This window comes from Rhodanobacter soli, assembly GCF_039523495.1.
Lineage (GTDB): Bacteria > Pseudomonadota > Gammaproteobacteria > Xanthomonadales > Rhodanobacteraceae > Rhodanobacter > Rhodanobacter soli.
In genome coordinates this window covers 3284181-3308977 of the sequence record NZ_BAAAFK010000001.1, presented here as the reverse complement: position 1 = coordinate 3308977, position 24797 = coordinate 3284181, and the positions used below count along the sequence as shown (strand labels likewise).

Genomic DNA, 24797 nt, shown 5'->3' with positions numbered 1-24797 from the left:
AACCAGTGACATGAAGCTCCGGCGATCGATCAAGGACCCCCGCGGCGAAAGCATCCTGTTCCGGCGCCGCGCGCTGGCCGGCTTCGTGCTGATCGTGCTGAGCCTGTGCCTGCTGCTCAGTCGCTTCGTATTCCTGCAGGTGACGCATCACGACGAGTTCGTCACGCGCTCGACCAACAACCGGGTCAAGCCGCGCGCGATCCCGCCGGCACGCGGGCTGATCTACGACCGCAACGGCGTGCTGCTGGCCGACAACGTGCCGGCGTTCCGGCTGGAAGTGGTGCCCGAGCAGATCAAGGACATGCCGGCGCTGCTGGCCCAGCTGGGCCAGGTGGTGCCGCTGGACCAGGACGACCTGGACGCGTTCCGCAAGCAACTCAAGCAGAGCCGGCGCTTCGAGAGCGTGCCGCTGAAGATGCATCTGACCGAGGACGAGATCGCGCGCTTCGCGGTGAACCGCTGGCGCTTTCCCGGCGTGGACGTGGTGCCCTACCTGACCCGGCGCTACCCGCTGGGCGGGATGTTCGCGCACGTGGTGGGCTACGTCGGGCGTGTCGATGCGGACGACCTGGAACGGCTCGATCCCAAGCGCTACCAGGGCACCAGCCACGTCGGCCGCAGCGGTCTCGAGCGCTCCTATGAAAACATCCTGCATGGCACGCCGGGCTACGAACTGCTGGAGGTGAATGCCGACGGGCGCACCCAGCGTGTGCTGGAAACGCATGCGCCGACGCCGGGCAAGAACTTGTATCTGAGCCTCGACGTGCGCCTGCAGAAGGCCGCCGAAGTGGCGTTCGACGGCCGTCCCGGTGCGGCGGTGGCGATCGATCCGCGCAACGGCCAGGTGCTGGCGATGGTCAGCGTGCCCACGTTCGATCCCAACCTGTTCGTCAACGGCATCAGCCAGGTCGACTACGGCACGTTGACCAACGATCCCGACAAGCCGTTGTACAACCGTGCGTTGCGCGGGGTGTATCCGCCCGGTTCCACGGTGAAGCCGTTGGTCGGCCTGGCCGGGCTGGAGACCGGCATGCGCACGCCGCAGGACACCGTGGTTTCCACCGGCGTGTTCTACATTCCAGGTCAGCAGCGCGGCTATCGCGACGACCAGCGCGGCGGCGTGGGGCGGGTCGATCTGGTCGGTGCGATCGAGCAGTCGGTGAATACCTATTTCTACAAGCTCGCGCTGGACATGGGCATCGACCGGTTCAGCGAGTACATGGGCAAGTTTGGTTTCGGCCGGCCGACCGGGGTCGACCTGATCGGCGAGTCGTCCGGCGTGCTGCCTTCGCGCGAGTGGAAGGCGGCGAACTACAAGCAGCCGTGGTACCCGGGCGAGACGGTGATCGCCGGCATCGGCCAGGGCTTCTGGGCGGTGACGCCGCTGCAGCTGAGCCATGCGATCGCCACCTTCGCCGGCCACGGCATCCCGTATGCGCCGCGCCTGGTGATGGCGACCCAGGGCGCCGTCAACGCGAAGCCGCAACCGCTGGCCAATCCACCCAGCGGACCGTCGGTGATCCGCAAGCCGGCCGACTGGGATGCAGTGAATCAGGGCATGCAGCAGGTGATCTACGGTGCCAAGGGTACCGGCCGCAAACTCGGCGTCGGGTTTCCTTACCTGATGGCCGGCAAGAGCGGCACCGCCGAGCGCTTCTCGCGCCGCTCCGAGGCCTACGAGACGAACCGCAGTGCGGAGTACCTGGCCACCCGCCATCGCGCCTGGTTCGTTGCCTACGCCCCGGCGGACAACCCGCAGATCGCGGTAGCGGCGATCCTGGAATCCGGCGCCTGGGGCGCCTCGGCGGCCGGACCGATCGTGCGCACGATCCTCGATACCTGGCTGGCCGGGCACGACGGCGTGATCCCCGACGCGAAGCGCCTGCCGGTGTCGGCCGCGCCGTTGCCGCCGGCCGCGAGCATCCCGCCCGATACCGGAGTGGAAGACGTCGAGCCGGTCGAGGATTTGCCGGCGCCGGCCACCACGACGGGAGGCACGCCATGATCGAAGCGCTGTACGCGCGCGCGCGCCGCTTCCTGCGCCGCATCCTTACCCGGCCGCGGATCGACCTGCCGCTGGCGTTCGGCCTGTTCCTGCTGGCGTTGACCGGACTGGCCACCCTGTACAGCGCGGGCGACGGCAGCCTGGCCCTGGTCGGCGGCCAAGCCGGCCGCTTCGTGCTGGGCGGCGCGTTGCTGCTGCTGGTATCGCGCATCCCGCCGGCGGTGCTGCGCGGCTGGACGCCCTGGCTGTACGCCGGCAGCACCGCGCTGCTGGTGGTGGTGGCGATTCTGGGCGAGGGACGCGGTTCGATCCGCTGGCTGGACCTGGGCGTGATGCGCTTCCAGCCGTCCGAATTGCTCAAGCTGACCATGCCGATGATGGTGGCCTGGTACCTGCATCCGCGCCAATTGCCGCCGGGCTGGAAGGACATCGCGATGGTCGGCCTGCTGATCGCGATCCCGGTCGGGCTGATCGCCGAGCAACCCGACCTGGGCACGGCCGTGCTGGTGGCCGCGGCCGGTGCGTTCGCGCTGTTCCTGTCCGGGATGGCATGGTGGCGCATCGGCCTGCTGGTCGGCGCGGTCGGCGGCATGGTCCCGGTCGGCTGGCAGTTCCTGCACCAGTACCAGCGCGACCGCGTGCTGACCCTGCTCAATCCCGAGTCCGATCCGCTCGGCAACGGCTGGCACATCATCCAGTCGCAGATCGCGGTGGGCTCCGGTGGCATCTTCGGCAAGGGCTGGCTGCACAGCACGCAGTCGCGGCTGGACTTCCTGCCCGAGCACACCACCGACTTCATCTTCGCGGTGTTCTCCGAAGAGTTCGGCCTGGTCGGCGTGGCCGCGCTGATCGCGCTGTACGCGTTCATCATCGGCCGCTGCCTGTGGATCGCGATGGAGGCGCGCGATACCTATTCGCGCCTGCTCGCCGGCGCGATCGGCATGAGCTTCTTCGTCTACGTGTTCGTCAACGGCGGCATGGTCGCCGGCATGCTGCCGGTGGTCGGCGTGCCGCTGCCGCTGATCAGTTACGGCGGCACGTCGGCGGTGTCGCTGCTGACGGGTTTCGGTGTGCTGATGTCGATCCACGCCAATCGCAAGATGCACATCTGAACATGGTCGGCGCATGGCATCGTGGCGCCCGAAGTTGCGCTCACGTGCGTGTTAGGCTTTCGATGACATCGCTATTTCTGTGAGTGAAGCCACAACATGACAGCCACGTCTGCGCCGCACCTGGCCCGTTTCCTCGCCATCCTCGGCCTGCTGGGGATGGGCGCACTGACCCCGGCCCTGGCGACGACGCACCCTGGTCAGGCCGAGCTGGTTCGCGAGGTGGCACGCGAGACCGGCAAGAGCCCGCAGGCGCTGAACGCGCTGCTCGACGGCGCGAAGATGCAGCAGAGCATTCTCGATGCGATCAGCCGCCCGGCCGAGGCGAAGCCGTGGAAGGATTACCGGCCGATCTTCCTGACCGACCAGCGCATCGACAACGGCGTCGCGTTCTATCGCGAGCACCGCGCGCTGCTGGAGCAGATCGGCAAGCAGTACGGCGTGGCACCGCAATACATCGTGGCGATCGTCGGCGTGGAGACCAGCTACGGCCGCAACACCGGCAAGTACAAAGTGCTCGACGCGCTGGTCACGCTGGGCCTGTACTACCCGCCGCGGGCGAAGTTCTTCCGCGAGCAGCTGAAGGAATTGCTGAGCATGCCGGACAACCACCTGGCCGGGCCGATCGGTACGCTCACCGGCTCGTACGCCGGCGCTCAGGGCTGGGGCCAGTTCATGCCGACCAGCATCCGTGATTTCGCGGTGGACGCTGATCACGACGGCCACATCGATCTGCAGAACTCGCTGCCGGACATCTTCGCCAGCGTGGCGAACTACTTCGTGCAGCACGGCTGGGTCAGTGGCGGCCCGGTGGCGGCGCGGGCGCAGCCGGACGGGGCGGCCAAGCCGGTTGCGGTGAAGGACGCCAAGCCGCAGTGGCCGCTGGAGCAGTTCGAGGCCTGGGGTTACGCGCCGTTGCAGCCGTTGTCGCCGGCCGAACCGACCAGCCTGCAGACGCTGGAAGGGCCGCACGGAGCGGAGTACTGGTTCACCTTCCAGAATTTCTACGTGATCACCCGCTACAACCGCAGCCCGCTGTACGCGATGGCGGTCGACCAGCTGGCGCAGGCGATCGCCACCGGCGTGGGCCAGGCGGAAGTTGCACGATGAGGGCGGTGTGCGCGGCGGCAGTGCTGACGACGGTCCTGTTGCTGACCGGCTGCGGCAGCCACAAGACGAAGCCCTCGCATGGCGGCAGTCGGCAGGATCACGCGCGGGGCCCGGCCTCCGCCGGCAGCGGCGACGGTTTTCGTGACGACATCAGCAAGCCGCAGGGCAGCCGCTATCGCGATGGCGAAGACAGCGTGCCGCCGCCGCTCGATGTCAGCAAGCTGGTCGAACCGGTGCCGAAGGCGGAGCCGCGCTCGCTGTACGGCAACAAATCGCCCTATACCGTGCGCGGGCAGACCTATCGCGTGCTCCCCAGCGCACGCGGCTACGACGAACGCGGCATCGCCTCGTTCTACGGCAACAAGTTCCACGGCTACAAGACTTCCAGCCTGGAGACCTACGACATGTACGCGTTCAGCGCGGCCAGCACCACGCTGCCGCTGCCCAGCTATGCGCGCGTCACCAACCTGGAGACCGGCAAGAGCGTGATCGTGCGGGTCAACGACCGCGGCCCGTTTCACGACAACCGGCTGATCGACCTGTCCTACGCCGCGGCGGTGAAGATCGGCGTTTATCCCAAGGGCACCGGCCTGGTCGAGGTGCGCGGGATCGACCCCGGGCAGCCACTGCAGGAACTGCCGCCGCCGACCGTGGTCAGAAGCGGGCACCCGGGAATCTATCTGCAGGTGGGCGCGTTTGCCGACGCGGACAACGCCGACCGGCTGGCCCAGCGCCTGCGCCAGGCCAACCTCGGCGCGGTGCAGGTGAGCGCTGCGGTGATCAACGGCCAGCAGGTTCGCCGCGTGCGGGTCGGGCCGCTGGCCAGCGTGGATCGCGCCGACCAGGTCACTGCCCGGATCGAGGGCATGGGTCTGCCGCGGCCCCAGGTCGCGGTAGACTGAGCAGGATTTGCGCAGCTTTTTCCCATCACGTCGGCACCTGTCACGCCGATATCCAGAAACCGGACTGAACAACACGATGAATTTTTTCCGCCGCACCCTGATCCCGTTCGCTGCCGTCCTGCTGGTCGGCGTTGCCGTTGCCCAGACGCCACCGCGCCCGTCGCCGGTACCGCGTCCGGTGGTGCCGGACGCGCCGGTGCCGCCGCCGCCGGATGTCGACGGCAAGAGCTGGGTGCTGATGGACTACGCCACCGGCCAGATCCTCGCCAGCAAGGACCCCGACCTGCGCGTGGAGCCGGCGTCGATCACCAAGGTGATGACCGACTACGTGGTCTCGGCCGAGGTGGCCAACGGCAAGGTGCACATGACCGATCCGGTGACCATCAGCGAGAACGCCTGGCGCGGCGGCGGTGCCGGCACCGACGGCTCCACCAGCTTCCTCAAGCTCAACAGCCAGGTGCCGCTGAAGGACCTGCTGTACGGCATGATCATCCAGTCCGGCAACGACGCGGCGATCGCGCTGGCCGAGCACACCGCCGGTTCCGAGCAGGCGTTCGCCGGGCTGATGAACGCCTACGCCAAGCAGCTGGGCATGGTCAACTCGAACTTCCAGAACGCCTCCGGCTACCCGATCGAGAACCACTACACCACCGCGCACGACATCGCGATCCTGTCGCGCGCGCTGATCCATGACTTCCCCGAGGACTACGCGATCTCCGCCGTGAAGGAGTTCGAATGGAACGGGATCAAGCAGCACAACCGCAACACCTTGCTGTGGCGCGACCCCAGCGTGGACGGCATCAAGACCGGCCACACCTCCGGCGCCGGTTACTGCCTGGCCGCCTCGGCGAAGCAGGGCGAGTCGCGCATGATCGCGATCGTGATGGGCGCCAGCAGCGAGAAGGCGCGCGCCGATTCGGCGATGGCCCTGCTCAGCTACGGCTTCCGCTTCTACGAGACGCACAAGCTGTACGACGCCAGCAAGCCGCTGGCCACGCCGAAGCTGTGGAAGGGCGCGGCGAACCAGTTGTCGCTGGGCGTTACCGACAACGTGCTGGTCACCGTGAAGCGTGGCCAGTACGACCAGCTCAAGGCGACCATGGACATTCCCGCCACGCTGATTGCGCCGTTCACCAAGGGCCAGCAGATCGGCATGCTGCGCATCACCCTGGATGGCAAGCCGGTGCAGAGCGTGCCGCTGGTGGTACTGGCCGATGCGCCGCAAGGCGGCTTCTTCTCGCGCCTGTGGGACAGCATCCTGCTGTGGTTCCACAGCGACAAGAAGGCTGACGCGGGTGCGCCGGCCAAGAGTGCGGATGCGAAGTAATGCAACCGATCGACTTCGGCAAGGCGAAGCAGGAAGGCAAGGGCTTCCAGTTCCCCGGCGAGTTCGAGATCACCGCGGTCGGCAGCGCCAGCGCAAACCTGCCGAGCCACGTGCCGCAACTATTGGAACGCGCCGGCCTGCACGTGCTGCACGAGACCGTGCGGCACCGTCACTCCGGCGCCGGCAACTTCGTCTCGGTCACCGTGAGTTTCCGCTGCGACAGTCGGGAGCAATACGAAGCGGCGCACCAGGCACTGCGCGTCGATCCGGATATCCGTTACACGCTTTGAGTTGCCGGGATTCGGAATTGGAGATGACCGGACATTCGTCTGTTGAAAGCCGGGATTTGCAAAAGCGGGGGTCCGACTCCATCGTCAAGTGCGTCGCCATCACTTTCAGGAAACACCGCTAGATCGCCCGTGAACAACGAATCCCGAATCCCGGATCCCGGATCCCTCCCGTTGAAAATCCGCCGCCTCGGTCGCCAGCCATACGCGGTCACCTGGAAGGCGATGAGCGCGTTCACCGACAACCGCACCGTCGACACGCCGGACGAGCTGTGGCTGCTGGAACACGACCCGGTGTTCACCCTGGGCCAGGCCGGCAAGATGGAACACGTGCTGGCGCCGGGCGATATTCCAGTGATACCGGTCGACCGCGGCGGCCAGGTGACCTACCACGGTCCCGGCCAGATCGTCGGCTATCCGCTGATCGACCTGCGCCGGGTCGGCGTCGGCGTGCGCGAACTGGTCCGCCGGATCGAGCAGTCGCTGATCGATACGCTGGCGCACTGGAACGTGGTCGCCGTACGGCGTGAAGGCGCGCCCGGCGTCTACGTGGCCGACGCCAAGATCGCCGCGCTCGGGTTGCGTGTGCGCCGCGGCTGCAGCTTCCACGGGCTGGCCTTCAACGTGGCCATGGACCTGGAGCCGTTTCACCGCATCAACCCCTGCGGTTACAAGGGTTTGGCGGTCACGCAGCTGCTAGACTTGGGCGGTCCGTCGCAGTTGGCCACGGTCGAGGACGTGCTGGTGGAGGAGTTCTGCCGCCAGTTCGGTTTCGTCGCCGAGCCCGCTGCCCCCGTTTTACCCGAACTCCCCGCTCGCGCAGCGGTCTGAGCTGTCTACATGAGCGAAATTTCCACATCTTCCGCCAAGGTCATCCCGATCACCGTCGTCAGCGGTGCGCCTGCGGGTGAAAAGCAGGTTGGCAACGACAAGATCGCGCTGAACCGCGCCGGATTCGACACCAGCGTGCCGACCCTGCGCAAGCCGTCGTGGATCCGCGTGCGCCTGCCGCAGGGCAACGCCGTGCAGCAGCTGAAGGCGCGTCTGCGCGAGAACTCGCTGGTCACGGTGTGCGAGGAAGCCTCCTGCCCGAACATCCACGAGTGCTTCAGCAAGGGCACCGCCACCTTCATGATCCTCGGCGAGGTATGCACCCGCCGCTGTTCGTTCTGCGACGTGGCGCATGGCCGCCCGGTGGCGCCCGATCCGCTGGAACCGGCGCGGCTGGCCGAGACGATCCACGACATGCGCCTGAAGTACGTGGTGATCACCTCGGTCGATCGCGACGACCTGCGCGACGGCGGCGCCGAACACTTCGCCGCCTGCATCCGCGCCACCCGCCACGCCAGCCCGAACATCCGCATCGAGATCCTCACCCCGGATTTCCGCGGCAAGGGCCGCATGGAGCGCGCGCTGGAGGTGCTGAAGGACTTTCCGCCGGACGTGTTCAACCACAACCTGGAAACCGTGCCGCACCTGTACCGCGAAGTGCGTCCGGGCGCCGACTACCAGTGGTCGCTGGATTTGCTCAAGCGCTTCAAGGCGCAGCACCCGGACGTGCCGACCAAGTCCGGCATCATGCTGGGTCTGGGCGAAACGATGGAGCAGGTGCTCGAAACGATGCGCGATCTACGCACTCATGACGTCGAGATGATCACCATCGGCCAGTACCTGCAGCCCACGCCGCACCATCATCCGGTGGTGCGCTACTGGACCCCCGAAGAATTCGAGGCGCTGCGCGAAGCCGGTGAGGCGATGGGTTTCCACCACGTCGCCTCCGGTCCGCTGGTGCGTTCGTCCTATCACGCCGACCTGCAGGCCCATGCAGCCGGTGTCACCGAGTCAGCCTGAGAACCTCCATGAAATTCCGTCCCGCGCTGTTCCTGCTGCTAGCCCTCACCGCGACCTGTGCGTTTGCGCAGTCGGCGGCCGATCTCGGCGCCGGCAAGCCGCGCAAGGCAGCCACCTGGCCGCTCACGTCCACCCCCGAGGAGGCGCAGGCCGCGCAGTTGTCGGCGCGCTTCCTGACCCGCTTCCATTACGACGCGCAGCCGCTCGACGACGCGATGTCGGCGCGCATCTACACCGCCTACTTCAAGCTGCTGGACAGCGAGAAGGTGTTCTTCACCCAGGCCGACATGGCGAAGTTCGCGCCGCTGAAGAGCCAGCTCGACGACGCGATCTGGAACCAGGACCTGTCCGCACCGTTCGCAGTGTTCAACCTGTACGTGCAGCGTGCGGTCGAGCGCATGAGCTACGCGCGCAACTTGCTCAAGCAGGGCTTCGACTTCTCCGCCGACGAGAGCTACACGTTCGACCGTGAGCACGCCGACTGGCCGAAGGACCAGGCCGCGCTGGACGAACTGTGGCGCAAGCGCACGATGAACGACTGGCTGCGCCTGAAGCTGGCCGGCAAGGGCGATGCCGAGATCCGCAAGACGCTGGACAAGCGCTACGCCGGCTACATCGAGCGGGTCAGGCAGCTCGACGGCCAGGACGCGTTCCAGACCTTCATGACCGCCTACGCCGAGACCACCGACCCGCACACCGATTACCTCGGCCCGCGCGCGGCGGAGAACTTCGACATCTCGATGAAGCTGTCGCTGGAAGGCATCGGTGCGGTGCTGCAGCCGCGCGACGACTACACCCAGGTGCGCGAGCTGGTGCCGGCTGGCCCGGCCAACAAGTCCGGCAAGATCCAGGTCGGCGATCGCATCGTCGGTGTCGGCCAGGGTGACAACGGTCCGATCGTCGACGTGATCGGCTGGCGCCTGGACGACGTGGTCAACCTGATCCGCGGCAAGAAGGACACCACCGTGCGGCTGGAGGTCATTCCCGCGGACGTCGGCGTGGACGGCAAGCACGAAATGGTCACCCTGGTGCGCAAGAAGGTCAGCATCGAGGAGCAGGCGGCGAAGAAGAAGGTCGTCGAGATCAAGGACGGCGAAGTCACCCGCAAGATCGGCGTGATCGAGCTGCCCACGTTCTATTCTGACTTCGGCGCGCGCAGCGCCGGCGACAAGGATTTCAAGAGCGCCACCCGCGACGTCGCCCGGCTGCTCGGCGAACTGAAGCATGAGGGCGTGCAGGGCGTGGTGATGGACCTGCGCAACAACGGCGGCGGTTCGCTGGCCGAGGCCAATTCGCTGACCGGCCTGTTCATCGACAAGGGCCCGGTGGTGCAGGTGCGCGACTCCAAGGGCCAAGTCGAGGAGCAGGGCGACGACGATCCGGGCATGGCCTGGAGCGGCCCGCTGGCGGTGCTGGTTAACCGCGGCACGGCGTCGGCGTCGGAGATTTTCTCGGCGGCGATCCAGGACTACCACCGCGGCCTGGTGATCGGCGAGCCGACCTTCGGCAAGGGTACCGTGCAGAACCTGGTCGACCTGGACCGCTTCTCGCAGAGCGACAGCGAGAAGCCGCAGCTGGGCGAGCTGAAGATGACCATCCAGGAATTCTTCCGCATCAACGGCGGCTCCACCCAGCTGAAGGGCGTGACGCCGGACATCGCGTTCCCGAAGAACGGCGACGACAAGGACTTCGGCGAGTCGACCTACGACAACGCGCTGAAGTGGACCCAGATTGCGCCGGCCGACTACCAGGTGGTGGCGAATCTCAACGCCTACCTGCCGCAGCTGCAGCAGAAGCATGCCGGGCGCGTGGCGCAGTCGCCGGCGTGGAAGCTGATGCTGGATGAGCTGGCGCAGTACCGCACGATGCGCGCAAAGACCGCGATCTCGCTGAACTTCGCCACGCGCGAGGTCGAGCGCAAGCAGCTGGAGGCGATCCAGGCCGATTTCCGCGCGCGGCACAAGGCGATCGATGGCACCGATGCCTCGCTCGCCGACGAGGCGAGCAGCCTTGATGACGGCCTCAACGCGAACGAGCGCAGCCTGAAAAGCGAGCTCAAGCAGGAGAAGGACGCGAAGAAGGCCAAGGACGTGCAGCTCAACGAAACCGCGCACATCCTGTTCGACGCGATCGGCATGATCAAGGCCGACCCGAAGCTGGCCGGCGAAGTGTTGCCCTATGGCGGCAAGTTCTCGCCCAACTCTATCGCCAGCGTTTCGACGCCGGCGCCGGCAACGAGCAGCGCCACGCACTGAGTGGCCGGTTCCCGCACGACGAAGAAGGCAGCGCACAGCGCTGCCTTCTTCGTTTCCGGCACGGGATGCATGGAGACCGTGAAACGGTCTCTCACACGGTGTAGCCGAGGCGGTCGATCCACGGCTGCAGCACCGGCAGCACGGGCACGAACTGCTCGCGATAGTTCTGCCAGCGACCGACCGCCTTGCGGTGAACGCCCTCGGTGACCTGCGCGTAGCTGGGTGTGCTGATGAACCGCTTGTGCCGGGCGTGCTCGGCGAAGCGTGTCATGGGTGACGTGTCGGCGATTTCGAGAAATGGCCCCAGGCGCGCGACCTGGTCGTCGAACTGGCTGACCACGGATTCGTAGCGCCACTCCAGCACGTGCGGCGCAAACCTCTCGACGTCGCGGTGCCACTGCTCGAAGGCCTTCGCGTAGCCCCGTGCCAGGCGTTGCAGCGACGAACACAGCACCATGAAGGCCGGCGAACGGAACGGTTGCATGCTGCAGCTGAGCAGCACGTCACAGGGGTGGCGCAGGCACAGGATGATGCGCGCGTTCGGAAACAACCGCATGATCATCGGCAGGCACAGCATGTTGAGCGGATTCTTGTCCACCAGGCGACGCTCGCCGAGCTCGGGCAGCACCTCGCCGACCATGCGCCGATAGACACTGCGCAGCTGATCGGCGTCCTGCTGCGTCAGGCTCGCCAGATCCGCGGGATACCGCTGGCCGACCAGCTCCATGCCTTCGATCAGGTCATGGATGTAGGCGCGCTCGTCCATGGACTGGAAGTCCGGGTGGGCATCGAGCATCTGTTCCAGCAAGGTGGTGCCGGAACGGGGAAAGCCGACCACGAAGACCGGGCTCTGTCGGCTGCCAGGCGAGGACAGCGGTTTCCAGTCGGCACGGGCAGCCTGCTCGACGCTGCCGCTGGTCACCTGCAGCGGTTGACTGTCTGTGGCCAGCAGTTCCGGCACCACGTTCCGGGCGATCTCGAGTTGTGTGGCGTGCGCCTTCTGCAGGGCTTGCCACGCCTCGGGATACAGCCCTTGCCGGTCAAGCGCGGAAGCCAGGCCGAAAGCCGCGCTGGCCTGGCTTTCGTCGTCGCCGGCGCAGGCGAGCACACGCCGGTACAGTGCATCGGCCTCGGCATAGGCGCCCCTGCGCATCGCCAGTGCGGCGTGCGCGCGCCAGCCGTCGGCGCGCGCACGCTGCGCATCCGCCGGCAGGGCGTCGAGTACGTCCGGCGGCAAGCGCCGCAGTTCGTCTTGCGCTGCGTCGATCCGGTTGTTTCTTTCGAACAGCAAGACGCGTTGCGCGGCGATGCGCAGACGCATGACGCCGGCCGCCGGTTCGTCGGGCAACTGCGCGTGCGCCAGCGTGTGCAGCGCTGCATCCAGATTGCCCTGGACAGACAGCATGGCGGACAGCACCAGGGCTTGCTCGGCCGGTTGCGCCGGCCAGTCGCTGGCCCCGCCCAGCATCGCCTCCTGCTGGGTGTTGTCGCCGCAGACATAACAGGCGTAGGCAGCCTGCAGCCGGGCTTCGATGAAGTGCGGGTCCAGCGCCACCGCATCCAGCAGGGTCTGCCTGGCCAGTATCCAGCGCTGTTGCTGCGTGTAGAGCAAGCCGAGGTTGTAGTGCACCTCGGCATCGTCCGGCGCCAGCGCCAGCGCGGTCAGCAGGGCCTGCTCGGCGGCAGGCAAGTCGCCCGCCTGCCGACAGGCGACCGCCAGGTTGTTCCAATAGGCTGAAACGCCCGGCCGCATCTGCGCCAGCCGGCGGAACGTCGCCGCGGCCTGCCGGTGACGACCGGTGGCCTGCTGCGCCAGGCCAAGCAGCACCTGCACGCCTTCGTCTTCCTCGTCGGCCGGCGTGGCCTGCCCGGCGAGGGCGATGACGCGCTCCGTCTCGCCGGCGTTCCAGGCGCCGGCCATGGCTTTGGCCAGATCCGTGATCGAAGTGGACATGGCTTCTCCATCAATCGTTTTCCGATCCCCATTATGCAAGAGGGCCGCGAACGTGTTCGCGGCCCTCTTGCATGCTCCGGACGTTCCGGATGTCGCCTACCCGATCAGGATGTCAGAACTTGATCGTCGCCCGGGCCCAGTAGTAGCGGCCGAGCACGTCGTACGTGGCGGTGTCCACGTTGTAGTTCGAACCATTCTGGTAGACCAGCGGCGGCAGCTTGTTGCTGAGGTTGTCCACGCCGACGTCGAAGCGGGTGTGGATCGATGGCACCGCATAGCCCAGCTGGATCGAGTGGTAGAGCACCGAAGCCATCGGGATGTTCACCCCGGTGATGGCGGCGTCGGCATTGAGCGCGGTCAGCCGGTGGATGTACCGCGTCTGCCACTGGGCATTCCAGTTGCCCTTGTCCCAGTTGAGCGTGGCCGTGCCGCGCCAGCGCGAGATGTTGCCGAATTGCGGGCTGAGGGTACCGGCGTAGTTGATCGTCTTTGCACCCGGCTCGCCGGGTGTGGCGTTGATGTTGTACGTCGAGGTGTAGCTGGTGCTGAGGCCGGCCCGGAAGTTGCCCGGATCCACGCTGCCCAGGTCGAAATGCGGGACCTTGTAGCGCAGCGTGTAGTCGATGCCGGTGGTGCTCAGGTTGCCCAGGTTGACCACCGGGGTATTGATCAGGAACACCTGGCCGGGCTTCGTGCTGGTGTTGCCCTCGCGCGTAATGAACGAGCAATACGGACTGCTGGCGTTGTTGAAACAGGAGTTGACGACGATATCGGCCTGGATCGCCGTCAGCGTGTCGGACAGGTGGATGTGCCAGAAATCGAGGCTGGTGGACAGGCCGGGCAACCAGTCCGGATCGTAGACCAGTCCGATATTGATGGACTTGCCCTTTTCAGGCTTCAGTGTCGAGCCCACCGTGGCGGCACCGGAGTAGAACGTGTTGACCTGCGCCGGATCGTTGCCGCCCCAGTTCACCGGAACGAACTGGCAGGCTGCCTGATGTGCCGCGAGATCGGCCGCGGTGAGTCCGCGGCACGGATCGTTCAAGTTGGGCTGGACCAGCGTGCGGCCATCGTAGAGTTCATTGAGATTGGGCGCGCGGAACACCTGGGAGACCGTGCCGCGTACCAGCAGATCGTCCACAGGCTTCCATTCGATCGCAATCTTGCCGTTGGTGGTCGTGCCGGTGGTGCTGTAGTTCGACGTGCGCACGCCGAGATCGAGGTTCAGCGAGCGTGCCCATGGCTGCTCGGAGAGCAACGGGATAAGCGTTTCGGCAAACACCTCTTTGACGTCGAAGTCGCCACGCCCGGGCGAGCCGCAGGCTTCCTGCAGGATCTGGCAGGTGGTGGTCACCGGATCGAGCACGGCAAAGTCGCTCACGGTGTAGTTCATGGACTGCTTGCGGTACAAGGCGCCGGCGGACAGCTGCATCGCGCCGGCGGGCAAATCCCACAGCTCGCCGCTGGCATTGAACTGGGCCTGCTTGGTGGACTGGGTAAAGACGTAGATCGGCGTCTTCACGCCGCCCCTCAATAGCGCGCCGACGCTCGGGTCGGCCTGGTTGAAGATGTTCGCGCCGCCGTCGACGGCGGCCTGCAGCGACGGGATGTCCACCTCGTTGGTGTCGCGCTGGTCGCGTTTGGTATGGCTGTAGTTGACCGACGCGTCCCAGATCCAGCTGCTGTCCTGGCCGAAGTTGCCGCGCAGGCCAGCGTTGATCTGGCCGGTATCGGTGGTGTAGCTGTGCACGCGCGTGCCGGCGCCTGTAAGGCGGGTCTGGAAGGTGTAGCCGCTGTTCGGGTCGCCGGGGAAAAGTCGATTCTGGCTGAAGGTGACGCCGAACGGATTGATCGGATTGTTGGCGTAAATGATCAGGCCGTCGCCGGTGCCGACCGGCGAAGGAGCATCCTGGCCGCTGGATACCGTGCGGTTGTAGAACGCATCGACGAAGCCGGTGAGGCTGTCGGTGAAATTGAAGCTGCCGAGCACGAAGCCGTTGGTGCGCTTCTGCGCGGTCTGGATGTAGTTGAGCGCCGCGTAGTTATAGGTATCCGAGGCGAGACGGCATCGGTAGTCGCCGAGGGCCGATCCATCGCCCTGCGCCAGGGTCACATTGGCGGTGCCGCTCGAATTGATCGGGCAGCCGTACTGGTTGACGATCGATGCGGGCAGCTGGATTCTGCCGGTCGGAATCGAGCTGGAACCGGCCGCCACGACAGAGCCGCTCGACAGGTACAACTGCTGCTTGGAGAACTTGCGCCTGGCGGCGAGCGTCGCGTCGTACTTGTTGTAGTCAAGGCCACCGACGATGCTGTAGTTCTCACCCGTGTTGCCGGCGGTCAGATTGAAGCCGCGGCGCTGGGCGTCGCCGTGGCTGGAGATGCCGTCGTTCAAGCTGAACTGGGCGCCCTTGAAGTCCTTGCGCAGGATGAAATTGACGACGCCGCCGATGGCGTCGGAGCCGTACACCGTGGAGGCGCCTTCGGCCAGCACGTCGACCCGATCGATCATCTCCGGCGGGATCAGGTTGAGATCCGGGTTGGCCATGCGCTGACCGTTGACCAACACCAGCGTGCGGTTGATGCCCAGGCCGCGCAGCGATACGCGCGACGCACCATCGCCTGCTTCCAGCAAGGGACTGGCTACGCCGCCGCCGTTGCTGTTGTTCTGCGGATTGGTGGCATTGCCGGAAATGCTCGGCATCTGCTGCAGCACGTCGCCCAACACGGGCTTGCCCGAGTTGGTGATGGTCGCGCGGTCCAGCGTCACCACCGGGCTCGCCGTCTCGACATCCACGCGCCGGATCAGCGAGCCGGTCACGACAACCGCCTGCAGGGTCTTGGCCTTGCTCTTGGACGGTGGCGTGGCCTGATCCGACGATGGCGGGTTGTCCGCCTGCGGTGCCTGCGCCTGGGCCACGCCCGCTGCCGTGATGATTCCCGCGGTCAATGCCAGGCGTACCGCCAATGACAGGTGATTCATGCCGTATTTCATTTGGTCTCCCCAGTAGAAGTTGATATTCGTTCCCAGCTTTCGAATGCGTTGAGTCCCCTCCCCGGGGTACACGTTGGGCTACGCGACGATGATCGCCTGCAGTGCCCAGCCGGCAAAAGACTACTCCCAGAAACGGTCCCGCGTACAACTACCCCCGGTGCGCAAGCCAGGCGGCCGTCGGAGCGTTGATCAACCCGCCCGCGATCCGGAAGGCTCCGGGAGCAGGGGGTACGCTGGAGTCCCGCTGGACCGGTTGAAGTCGCCGATGGCCGCGACCAGGTCCGTTACCGCCGCCTGTTCCGCTTCACTGAGATCGGGATTCCAGCTGTCTAGGATCAAGACCACGCGGGTCTGGTCACTGTGGTTCCACGCTTCGTGCTCGAACGTATCGTCGAAGGTGACGCAGCGGCCTTCTTCCCACACATGGATTTCGCCGCCCACGCGCAAGGCGCAGTCCGGCGGCACGATCAGCGGAAGATGGGTAACCAGGCGGGTATTGGTGACGCCGCGGTGCGGCAGGATATGCGTACCCGGGCGCAGCACGGAGTACAGCGTTTCCGGCGCGTGGTCGCGAACCCGGACCAGTGGCATCGAGTCCAGCACCTCGCTGGTGCGCGGGCAGCGCGCGCATTGCGTGTCGTGGCGCACGCCGTGTCGGTAGAAGAAGAAGGCATCCCAGGCCGCCTCTTGCGTACCGGACGAGCCCAGCAACTGGGCCGCCACGGCCTCGGCGGAGTTGGTGCCCAGGAACGGCACCAGATCGTCCTGCGTGTGCGAGAGCACGGCGCGCAGTTCCTCGCGGATCACGTCGACGGCCGCCTCCAGCCGCGCGTGCGCCGGAAAGCGCTCGCGCGGATAGAACGCCCGGCTGGGGATGCCCGGGAAATACAGGAACTTGGGACGCTGCCGCGGATCGGGTAGCACCGCAGCCTGCTCACCGAGATAGATCGCCAGGCACTGGTCGACGCGAGCCAGTTCCGATCGGCCATAGCGTTGCCGCAGCGGCTCGATGATCGCGTCGAACAGTTCGCGCCGGCCGGCCGCCACGTACCGCACGGCATGCTTCACCGCGTCGCGCAGGCCCGGCGCGGTGGTGGCGTCGTCGAGCCAGCGCCCTTGCGCTTGCGCGACATCGATCGCGCCGAAGTAGGCCAGCATGGCCTCGTGCCGGCGCCCCTGCTGCTCGAGCGCGACACCCAGGCGCAGGCGCGCCACGAACATGCCGGGCGCCACCTGCAGACCCTTGCGCAAGCTGTCGGCGGCGGCCTCCAGATCCCCGGCCAGCATCTGCACCTCGCCCAGCCGGTGCAGGATGGCCGCATCTTGCGGTTGTGCGCGGTGTGCCGCGAACAGCAGCTCGATCGCGCGTTCCATATCGCCCCGGCCAAGCTGGCGGGTGGCCAGGAACTGCAGTGCCTCGGCATCATCGGGCTCGACTTCCAGCAGGTGCAGGAAGGCCTGCTCGGTGATCGCCATGTCGCCGCGCTGCCATGCGGCAAGCGCCTGTTCGCGGCAAATCGCGGGAGTGGCAGGTGACGGCTTGTTCATCGGGGAGATTCGCTGTTGAACGTTCCCGGTGATTATAGGGACGCGAGCGGCAGCTGCCGGCCCGTGCCCCGGGGCGGCTATTTCTGCGCGGACCGCGCTGCCCGTTGCTGCTTCATCCATTGCCGGTATGCCTTGACGTGCGGCAGCTCACGCAGCACCTTCGAGCGCGGATCGAGGATGAGCAGGCTGCCGGCCGGTACCTGCAGCTGGCCGCTGCCGTCGCGCATGGGCAAGGTGTGCACGGTGTCGCCCACCTGCACGTCGATCGGCATCGGGAACGGCTTGCCGTGCTCGGTCACCCAGCGCAGCTTCAGCGTGTCGCCGTCGCGTTGCTCGTCCAGGCGCGGCAGCGCGGCGTCGCGCAGGTACACGTCGAAAAACCAGTCCAACTTGCGCCCGGTGACCTGGTCGACGATCGCCATGTAGTCGTTGGTGGTCGCGTAGCGCGGCTTGAAATTGCCCGGCTGCGGATCAGGGCGGCCGTAGACCAGCCGACGGGTGCTCTCGAAGAAATCCCGGTCGCCGATCAGCGCACGCAGCGTGTGCAGCATCAGGGCGCCCTTGTTGTAGATGTCCTGGCCGGGGCCGGCCGACTCGTCGTACACCTGCTCCTCGGTCTTGCTGCTGCCGGACACGATCGGATGGCGATTGCGCAACTGCAACCGCAACTGGTGCAGCCAGCTGAAATAGTCCATGTCGCCGTTGAGGTACTGGCTGTACAGCGGCTGCATGTAGGTGCCGAAACTCTCGTGCAGCCACATGTCGTCCCAGTCGGCATTGGTCAGCTGGTTGCCAAACCACTCATGCGCAAACTCGTGCTGCAGCAGCCGGTCGAAACCGTAACCATCCTGCTTGTAGCCGTTGCCGTAGGCATTGAGGGTCTGGTGCTCCATGCCCAGGTGCGGGGTTTCCACCACGCCCATCTTCTCGTCGCCGAATGGATACGGGCCGATCTGCTGCTCGAAGAAATCCAGCATGCGCGGGAACCCGGCAAACAGCTTCTTCGCCTGCGCCTCGTGTCCGCGCAGGTACCAGAACTGCATCGGGATGGTGTTGCCGTAGCGGCTCTTGTAGTCCGCCTTGAGTTCGTCGAAAGGTCCGATGTTGATCGCGATCGCGTAGGTATCCGGGTGCTTGGCGCGCCAGTGATACGTATGCCGCTCGCCTTCCTCGGTGATGCCGACCAGCACGCCGTTGCCGGGCGCGGCGAGCGTCTTCGGCACGGTCACGTAGGTGTCGACCAGGTCGGGCTCGCCCTGCGGCTGGTCGATGCACGGCCAGAACAGATCGCAGCCTTCGCCCTGGACCGCGCTGGCGACCCACGGCTGGCCGTCGGCGGTATGGCTCCACACGAAGCCGCCGTCCCACGGCGCCTTCTTCGCCACGTGCGGCTTGCCGCCGTAGCGGATGGTGACCTTTACCTTGCCGCCGGCAGCGAGCGGCGCGGGCAACCGCATGCGCAGGCGGCCGTCCGGGTTGCTCCACGCGCCGGCGGCGAGCGGCTGGCCAGCCAGCTCGATCGCGCTGATCGGTAGGTTGCGGTCCAGGTCCAGCAGCAGCGTGTCGGTGGCGGACTTGGCGGTGAAACTCAATGTCGCACTGGCGTCGATGCTCTGCGCGGCTGGATCGACCGCGAAATGCAGCTCGGCATGATCGAAGTGCACGCGCGCCTGTTCGGCCGGCATCACGCCGCCCGAGCTCAGCGTCTGTGCAGTCAGTGCCGGCTGGGCGACGGCCGCGGTTTTGGCGACGGGTACGCTGGTGCAGGCGGTGAGGCCGAGCGCCACGCAGGCGGCGAGCAGGTGCGGGCGAACAGGCATGGCGGGCTCCGGTCAGGGCAATCCCGCAGGATGCAATCTTTCACCCCGGCACGACAACGCCGGAAAGTCATGCCGCCGGTTCAGCCGCCGTAGCGCTGCTGCAGGAACTCGAACGTCGCGCGCAGCCCCATCGCCTCGCCGCCGCGCGGGCGGCCGGGGCGATCCGCATCGTTCCAGGCGTAGGTGTCCAGGTGCAGCCACGGCGTGCCGTCCGGCACGAAGCGCTCCAGGTACAGCGCCGCGGTGATCGCGCCGGCATGGCGTGACGGACCGGCGTTGGCGAAGTCGGCCAGGTACGAATCGAGCATCTTGCGGTACGGCCGCCACAGCGGCAGCTGCCACAGCGGATCGTTGACGCGGCGGCCGGCGGCCAGCACGCCGGCGGCCGCGGCCTCGTCGTTGGCGAACAGCGCGGGCAGGTCCGGGCCCAGCGCCACGCGAGCGGCGCCGGTGAGGGTGGCGAAGTCGAGGATCAGGTCGGGTTGCTGCTCGGTGCCGTAGGCCAGCGCGTCGCACAGCACCAGGCGGCCTTCGGCGTCGGTGTTGTCGATCTCGACCGCGTGGCCGGCGCGGGTGACCACCACCTCGCCCGGGCGCAGCGCATTGCCGGCCACCGAGTTTTCCACCGCGGGAATCAGCAGGGTCAGCCGCACCGGCAGCTGCGCCTGCATCACCAGGCCGGCCAGCGCGATCGCGTGCGCCGCGCCGCCCATGTCCTTCTTCATCCAGCGCATGCCGTCGGCGGATTTCAAGTCGAGCCCGCCGCTGTCGAAGCACACGCCCTTGCCGACGATCACCAGCTTCGGGTCGGCCTTCCGGCCCCAGCTCAGCTCGACCAGCCGCGGTGCGAGATGGCTGGCGCGACCGACCGCGTGGATGGTCGGGAAATTCGCCTTGAGCAACTCGTCACCGACCCAGTCGCGCACCTTCGCCTTGTGCGTCTTGCCGAGCTGCCTGATCGCGTCGCCCAGTTGCTCCGGACCCATGTGCTCGGTCGGCGTATTGACCAGGTCGCGCACCAGTGCGGTGGCTTCGATCAGCGGCGCCAGTTGCTGCAGTTCGGTGGCAGCCACGGCGAGCCGGGCCGGCGCGCGCTTCGGCTGGCGGTAGCGGTTGAACTGGTAGGCGCCGAGTGCCCAACCCAGCGCGGCCAGCGCCGGATCGCCCAGCACGCCTTCGTCGGCGAGGTGGTAGTTCGCTTCGGGCAGGCTGCACGGCAGCGCGGCCAGCGCCGCCAGCGGATCGCGCGCGTCGACGCCGACCAGCACGCGCACCAGCTTGCCCGCGGCATCGGCCAGCAGCGCGAACGTGCCGGTGGCCGCCTCGAAACCGCTGTCGGCCAGCCAGCGTCGCTGCGCCGTGGTGAGCCGGCGACGGCTCGCGGCGTAATGCGCGGCGTCGGTGGTCTCGATGGCGATGCTGTGGCGGGTGCCGGGCTGGCGTTCGATCAGGGCGGACATGCGGGATCCTTCTGGCTTGCGATGGCACAACGCGGGGCGTGCCATGAATGGCGAATCGCCAATGATGCGCGCATTGCCCCCGACTGCCTATCGGTCCTTGGTCGCAGGAGCCTGTGCTTCGAGCCAGTCGGCGAGCGCGGTCATGTCGCGCAGGTCCAGCTCGGGCGGTTGGCCCAGTTCGACGGGCCAGGGAAGGCCTTCGCGATTGATCCAGGCGGTGTGCAGGCCGGCGTCGCGGGCGCCGGCCATGTCCATCGCCGGGTCGTCGCCGACGTGCAGGATCTGCTCGGGCGCCACGCCCAGCCGATCGGCCGCGGCCAGGAAGATCCGCGGGTCGGGCTTGGCCACGCCGCTGTCGCGCGCGCAGATGTGGTGGACGAAATGCGCGTGGATGCCGATGCGCTGCAGGTCGGCGTTGCCGTTGGTCAGGCTGGCCAGCGGCCAGCGTGCGGTGATCCGTTGCAGCGCGGGCAGGCTGTCCGGATACAGCTCCACACTGTTGCGCGCGGCGAAGTAGATTTCCCACAGCGTCTCGATCGGCGCGTCGTCCACGCCGCAGGCGGCGAACGCCTGTCGCAGGGTGAGCTGGCGCTGGCTGGTGAAATCATGTGCCAGGTCCAGCCGTTCGGTGGCGACCTGCATGCGCAGCGCGCGCATGGCCGCGATCGGCCACGCGCGTGCGACGTCGGGATGGTGCCGCCGCAGCCAGGCGTCCACCGCCTGGTCGGCGCGTTCGAGCGCCGGCAGCACCGGCCACAAGGTGTCGTCCAGATCCAGCGTCAGCGCGAGTATCGGCACGCCCGCGCGACTCAGTGATTGCGGATGCGCAGCACCTGGCCGAGCTTGATCTGGTCGTTCTTCAGGTGGTTCCACTCGCGCAGCTGGGCCACCTCGACCGAATGCCGCTTGGCGATCGTCGACAGCGTGTCGCCCTTGGCCACCTTGTAGGTGGTCGAGGCCTGGGTGGCGTTCGCGCTGACCTTGCCGAAGTCCTTGCCTTCGGTCCGGCTGACCGTGGTGGCGCTGCCGTGCGCCTGGGCCACGCCGGTGACGGTGGCGTCGCTCACGCTGCCCTGCACCTTGCTCAGGCGGGCGGTGTCCTTGGCATCAGCGCGACGCTGCTCCAGCGCCTGCCGGGCCGCCAGCGTGTCGGGCGAGGTCGGCGCGATCGCGGCACGCGCCGCGTAGGTGGCACCCGGTGCCGACACCGGCGTGCTCCTGACCGGGCGCGCGCCGACTTCGGCCAGGATCCGGCTGCGCCGCGAGGTGTCCAGCGCCACCAGCGCGCCGTCGTCCTGGTACGGCAGCACGGCGTGCTTGCGCAGCGCGGCCTTGGCCGGCTCGGTCTGCATGAAGTCGATGAAGGCCTGCGCCTGCGCGGCCTTCGGGCTGCGCGGGTTGGTCACCAGGTACAGCGGGGTGAACAGCGGGTAGCTGCCGTCGGCGATGTTGGCGACGGTGGCCGGCTTGCCGTTGATCGGGATCGCCTTGAGCGCGGCGTTGCCGCTGATGCTGGCCAGGGTAGTCACGCCCAGGCCGTTCGGGTTCAGCGCGATGCCTTCTTCCAGCTTGCGCGTGTTGACGTACAGCCGCGGTGCCGCCACCGGCTGATTGCCGCGGCCGAACAGCAGGCTGCGCAGGCTGTATTCCACGCCGTCGCCGGGGCTGGCCACCGCGTACACGTCGATCGGCGCGCTGCGGCCACCGACTTCGCTCCAGTTGTGGATGCGGCCGTAGTAGATGTCGTGCACCTGCTTTAGCGTGAGGCTGCGGACCGGGTTGGACGACTGCGTGATGATCACCAGCGCATCCCACGCCACCGGGGTGAAGGTGAGGTTCGCGTTCTGCGCGCTGTTGTCGCTGGCGCGCGCGCTGCCGGCCAGGTCCGCGGTGCCCGAGGCTACTGCGTCGATGCCCGAGGCGGTGTTGAACGGCTGCAGTTCGATCCGTCCGTGGCCGGCCTTCTCCCACGCCTTCGCCACTTCGTTGACCACGCCGTTCGCGGTGGCCACGTCGCCGCGCCAGATCAGGCTGCTTTTGGCGGGGGCGCTGGTGTGCGCCTTGGGCTTGCTCTTGGCGAACGCGGGGGTGGCGAGGCAGGCCCCGATCAGGGCGATGGACAGCAGGCGGGTAAGGCGGACAGACATGGTGGTAGGGAGCCCCGGCATGATTCAGGTGTGGATGTGATGGCGCGAGTATGGCGCCTTGCAGGCGCACACAAGGTGAAGCGGTGAGGATATTTCATCGGCCTGAATGCAGAACATCAAGCGCCCTCATGGGTTTGCGCGACGGCAGACGCCCAAGCTGTGCGCCGGGACACGGCGTGGGGGCGATCCCGGCCACGCTTTCGCCTGAACGGCTTGGCCCGGGCCGGTCAGTTCACCACCACGTAGCGCGTGCCGTCGTCGTCGGCGACCACCAGCACCAGCTGGCGCGGCTTTACCCCGGCCAGCCCGCGCAGCATGTTCAGGCCGGTGATGCGCTGGTTGCCCACGCCGATCACCACGTCGCTGGTGCTCAGTCCGGCGCGTGCGGCGCGACTGCCCGGCTGCACTGCGCTGATCGCCGCGCCGTACCAGCCCTGGTTGCGCTGGTTCTGGCTCAGCTCGGTGAAGCGCACGCCGGCCAGGCGCGGATCGAGCTGGCCGCCGTCGACGCTGGCCAGCTTCTCCGCGGTGAGCGTGGCGCTGACCTCGCGCAGCTTGCCGTCGCGCAGTACGCCCAGGCGCAGCGTGCTGCCCAGCGGCAGCAGGCCCTCGGCGTTGTTCAGTTCCTGCACGCTGTGCAACGACTTGCCGTTCAGCGCGGTCAGCACGTCGCCTGGCTGCAGGCCGGCGTGTTCGGCGGCCGAACCGTCGCCCACGCCGGTGACCACCACGCCATTGCTGTCCTTCAGCCCGAGCAGTTTGGCGATGCGCGGGGTGATCGTCTGGGTCTGCACGCCCAGGCTGCCGCGCTGCACCTTGCCGTGCGCCAGCAACTGCGCCATCACCTCGCTGGTGAGGTTGCTGGGGATCGCGAAGCCGATGCCCACGTTGCCGCCGGACGGCGAGAAGATCATCGTGTTGATGCCGACCAGTTCGCCGCGCAGGTTGACCAGCGCGCCGCCGGAGTTACCGGGGTTGATCGAGGCGTCGGTCTGGATGAAGTTCTGGTAACCGGAGCTTCCCGAAATGGAGCTGCCGAGGCCCGAGCGGCCCAGTGCCGAGACGATGCCGGCGGTGACCGTCTGGCCCAGCCCGAACGGGTCGCCCACCGCCACCACGTAGTCGCCCACCTGCAGCGCGGACGAATCCGCCAGCGGCAGCGCCTTGAGGTTCTGCGCCGGGATCTGCACCACCGCCACGTCGGTGGCCGGGTCGGTGCCGAGCAACTTGCCCTTGAACGTGCGCCCGTCCTGCAACGTCACGCTGATGTCGTCTGCGCCGCCGACCACGTGGTTGTTGGTCAGCACGTAGCCCTTGGCCGCATCCACGATCACGCCCGAGCCCAGACTCTGCTCGACGCGCTCGCGTGGCGTCGCCGGCAGGCCGAAGAACTGGCGCACCATCGGATCGTCGAAATACGCATCGCGCACCTGCACCCGGGTGGTGGTGGAGATGTTCACCACCGCCGGGGTCACCCGCGTCAGCATCGGTGCCAGCGACGGCAGCGGCTGGCCGCCGATCGCGGCCGGCAAGGTCGCCGCATGACTGCTGCCCGGCACGCAGCCGATGGCGACGACGGCCACGACCAGCAGGCTGGTCAGCCAGGGCACAAGACGGAAAGGCAGCTGCGACATGGAGTCCTCCTGAAGGCGGTGAAAGCGGCGCTGCTTCGACCGGAGCGCGGCGCCACGGTTCCGTCCGGACGAATGCTGTCGTGGGACTTTACAACCAGCGATGTGGGGGTTAACTTGCTTACCCGATATCAACCACAACATCTTGTGTTCACGAACCAGCGCCAAGACAAGCACTGGTGTCGACCGTCGCACTCTTGAGGGGGAGTCGTTGTCGTCGGGAATCAGCTGGCGCATGGGCTGGAGGGCAATCCTCGATGGCCCGTCAAGTTGCCGCTGGTGTAGTTGTGAACGACATTGTCGTATCAAATAAAAAACAACGCCGGCCGCAAGGTCGCAGCGAGAGGTCAGGAAGCCGATGAGCACAGTGCGTGCGCCAGCCACAAGTTCAGCCCC

17 protein-coding genes are annotated in these 24797 nt (G+C 67.1%); 9 read left to right on the top strand and 8 right to left on the bottom strand.

The window, feature by feature from the left end; translation table 11 throughout:
* Positions 1-10: 10 nt before the first annotated feature.
* From mrdA to ABD024_RS14955, 9 genes are all read left to right on the top strand, one after another.
* Entirely contained in the window at positions 11-2005 is a 1995-nt protein-coding gene (gene mrdA, locus ABD024_RS14995) for a penicillin-binding protein 2 (RefSeq protein ID WP_343854338.1), read from the top strand.
* Positions 2002-3117, top strand: a complete 1116-nt coding sequence (gene rodA / locus ABD024_RS14990) for a rod shape-determining protein RodA (RefSeq protein WP_343854336.1) — start codon at positions 2002-2004, stop codon at positions 3115-3117. Before mrdA ends, rodA begins: the two co-directional genes overlap by 4 nt.
* A 96-nt stretch (positions 3118-3213) precedes the next feature.
* On the top strand, positions 3214-4224 hold the full coding sequence (mltB, locus tag ABD024_RS14985) for a lytic murein transglycosylase B (RefSeq protein WP_343854334.1): 1011 nt from the start codon (positions 3214-3216) through the stop codon (positions 4222-4224).
* On the top strand, positions 4221-5126 hold the full coding sequence (locus ABD024_RS14980; RefSeq protein ID WP_343854332.1) for a septal ring lytic transglycosylase RlpA family protein: 906 nt from the start codon (positions 4221-4223) through the stop codon (positions 5124-5126). The genes mltB and ABD024_RS14980 overlap by 4 nt, the downstream gene beginning before the upstream one ends.
* 76 nt (positions 5127-5202) lie before the next feature.
* Positions 5203-6453: a D-alanyl-D-alanine carboxypeptidase family protein gene (locus ABD024_RS14975; RefSeq protein WP_343854330.1), complete on the top strand. Its 1251-nt coding sequence runs from the start codon at positions 5203-5205 to the stop codon at positions 6451-6453.
* Entirely contained in the window at positions 6453-6743 is a 291-nt protein-coding gene (locus ABD024_RS14970; protein WP_343854328.1) for a DUF493 family protein, read from the top strand. The genes ABD024_RS14975 and ABD024_RS14970 overlap by 1 nt, the downstream gene beginning before the upstream one ends.
* A gap of 171 nt (positions 6744-6914) precedes the next feature.
* Entirely contained in the window at positions 6915-7571 is a 657-nt protein-coding gene (lipB, locus tag ABD024_RS14965) for a lipoyl(octanoyl) transferase LipB (RefSeq protein ID WP_425543154.1), read from the top strand.
* Between the two features lie 9 nt (positions 7572-7580).
* Positions 7581-8591 (top strand): lipoyl synthase, encoded by a 1011-nt coding sequence (lipA, locus tag ABD024_RS14960; RefSeq protein WP_425543153.1) that lies wholly within the window; start codon positions 7581-7583, stop codon positions 8589-8591.
* 8 nt (positions 8592-8599) lie between these two features.
* Positions 8600-10846, top strand: coding sequence for a carboxy terminal-processing peptidase (locus ABD024_RS14955; RefSeq protein WP_343854324.1), 2247 nt, complete (start codon positions 8600-8602; stop codon positions 10844-10846).
* Positions 10847-10937: 91 nt separating this feature from the next.
* Here ABD024_RS14955 and ABD024_RS14950 read toward each other — a convergent pair whose 3' ends face one another.
* The 8 genes from ABD024_RS14950 to ABD024_RS14915 all read right to left on the bottom strand — a co-directional run bounded on the left by ABD024_RS14950 (position 10938) and on the right by ABD024_RS14915 (position 24404).
* Complete coding sequence (locus ABD024_RS14950; protein WP_343854322.1) at positions 10938-12800, bottom strand: sulfotransferase; 1863 nt, start codon at positions 12798-12800, stop codon at positions 10938-10940.
* A gap of 112 nt (positions 12801-12912) precedes the next feature.
* A complete protein-coding gene (locus tag ABD024_RS14945; protein ID WP_343854320.1) occupies positions 12913-15783 on the bottom strand; it encodes a TonB-dependent receptor domain-containing protein in 2871 nt (956 codons plus the stop codon).
* A gap of 201 nt (positions 15784-15984) precedes the next feature.
* The gene (locus tag ABD024_RS14940; protein ID WP_343854318.1) at positions 15985-17343 is read right to left on the bottom strand and encodes an aspartyl/asparaginyl beta-hydroxylase domain-containing protein; all 1359 of its coding nucleotides are present in this window, start codon (positions 17341-17343) and stop codon (positions 15985-15987) included.
* A gap of 77 nt (positions 17344-17420) precedes the next feature.
* Positions 17421-19163: a M1 family metallopeptidase gene (locus ABD024_RS14935; RefSeq protein WP_343854316.1), complete on the bottom strand. Its 1743-nt coding sequence runs from the start codon at positions 19161-19163 to the stop codon at positions 17421-17423.
* Positions 19164-19243: 80 nt separating this feature from the next.
* Positions 19244-20623, bottom strand: coding sequence for a leucyl aminopeptidase family protein (locus tag ABD024_RS14930; RefSeq protein WP_343854314.1), 1380 nt, complete (start codon positions 20621-20623; stop codon positions 19244-19246).
* Between the two features lie 87 nt (positions 20624-20710).
* A complete protein-coding gene (locus ABD024_RS14925; protein ID WP_343854311.1) occupies positions 20711-21421 on the bottom strand; it encodes an HAD family hydrolase in 711 nt (236 codons plus the stop codon).
* Between the two features lie 11 nt (positions 21422-21432).
* Positions 21433-22770 (bottom strand): substrate-binding domain-containing protein, encoded by a 1338-nt coding sequence (locus ABD024_RS14920; protein WP_343854310.1) that lies wholly within the window; start codon positions 22768-22770, stop codon positions 21433-21435.
* 227 nt (positions 22771-22997) lie between these two features.
* Positions 22998-24404, bottom strand: a complete 1407-nt coding sequence (locus ABD024_RS14915; protein ID WP_343854309.1) for a Do family serine endopeptidase — start codon at positions 24402-24404, stop codon at positions 22998-23000.
* Between the last annotated feature and the right edge of the window lie 393 nt (positions 24405-24797).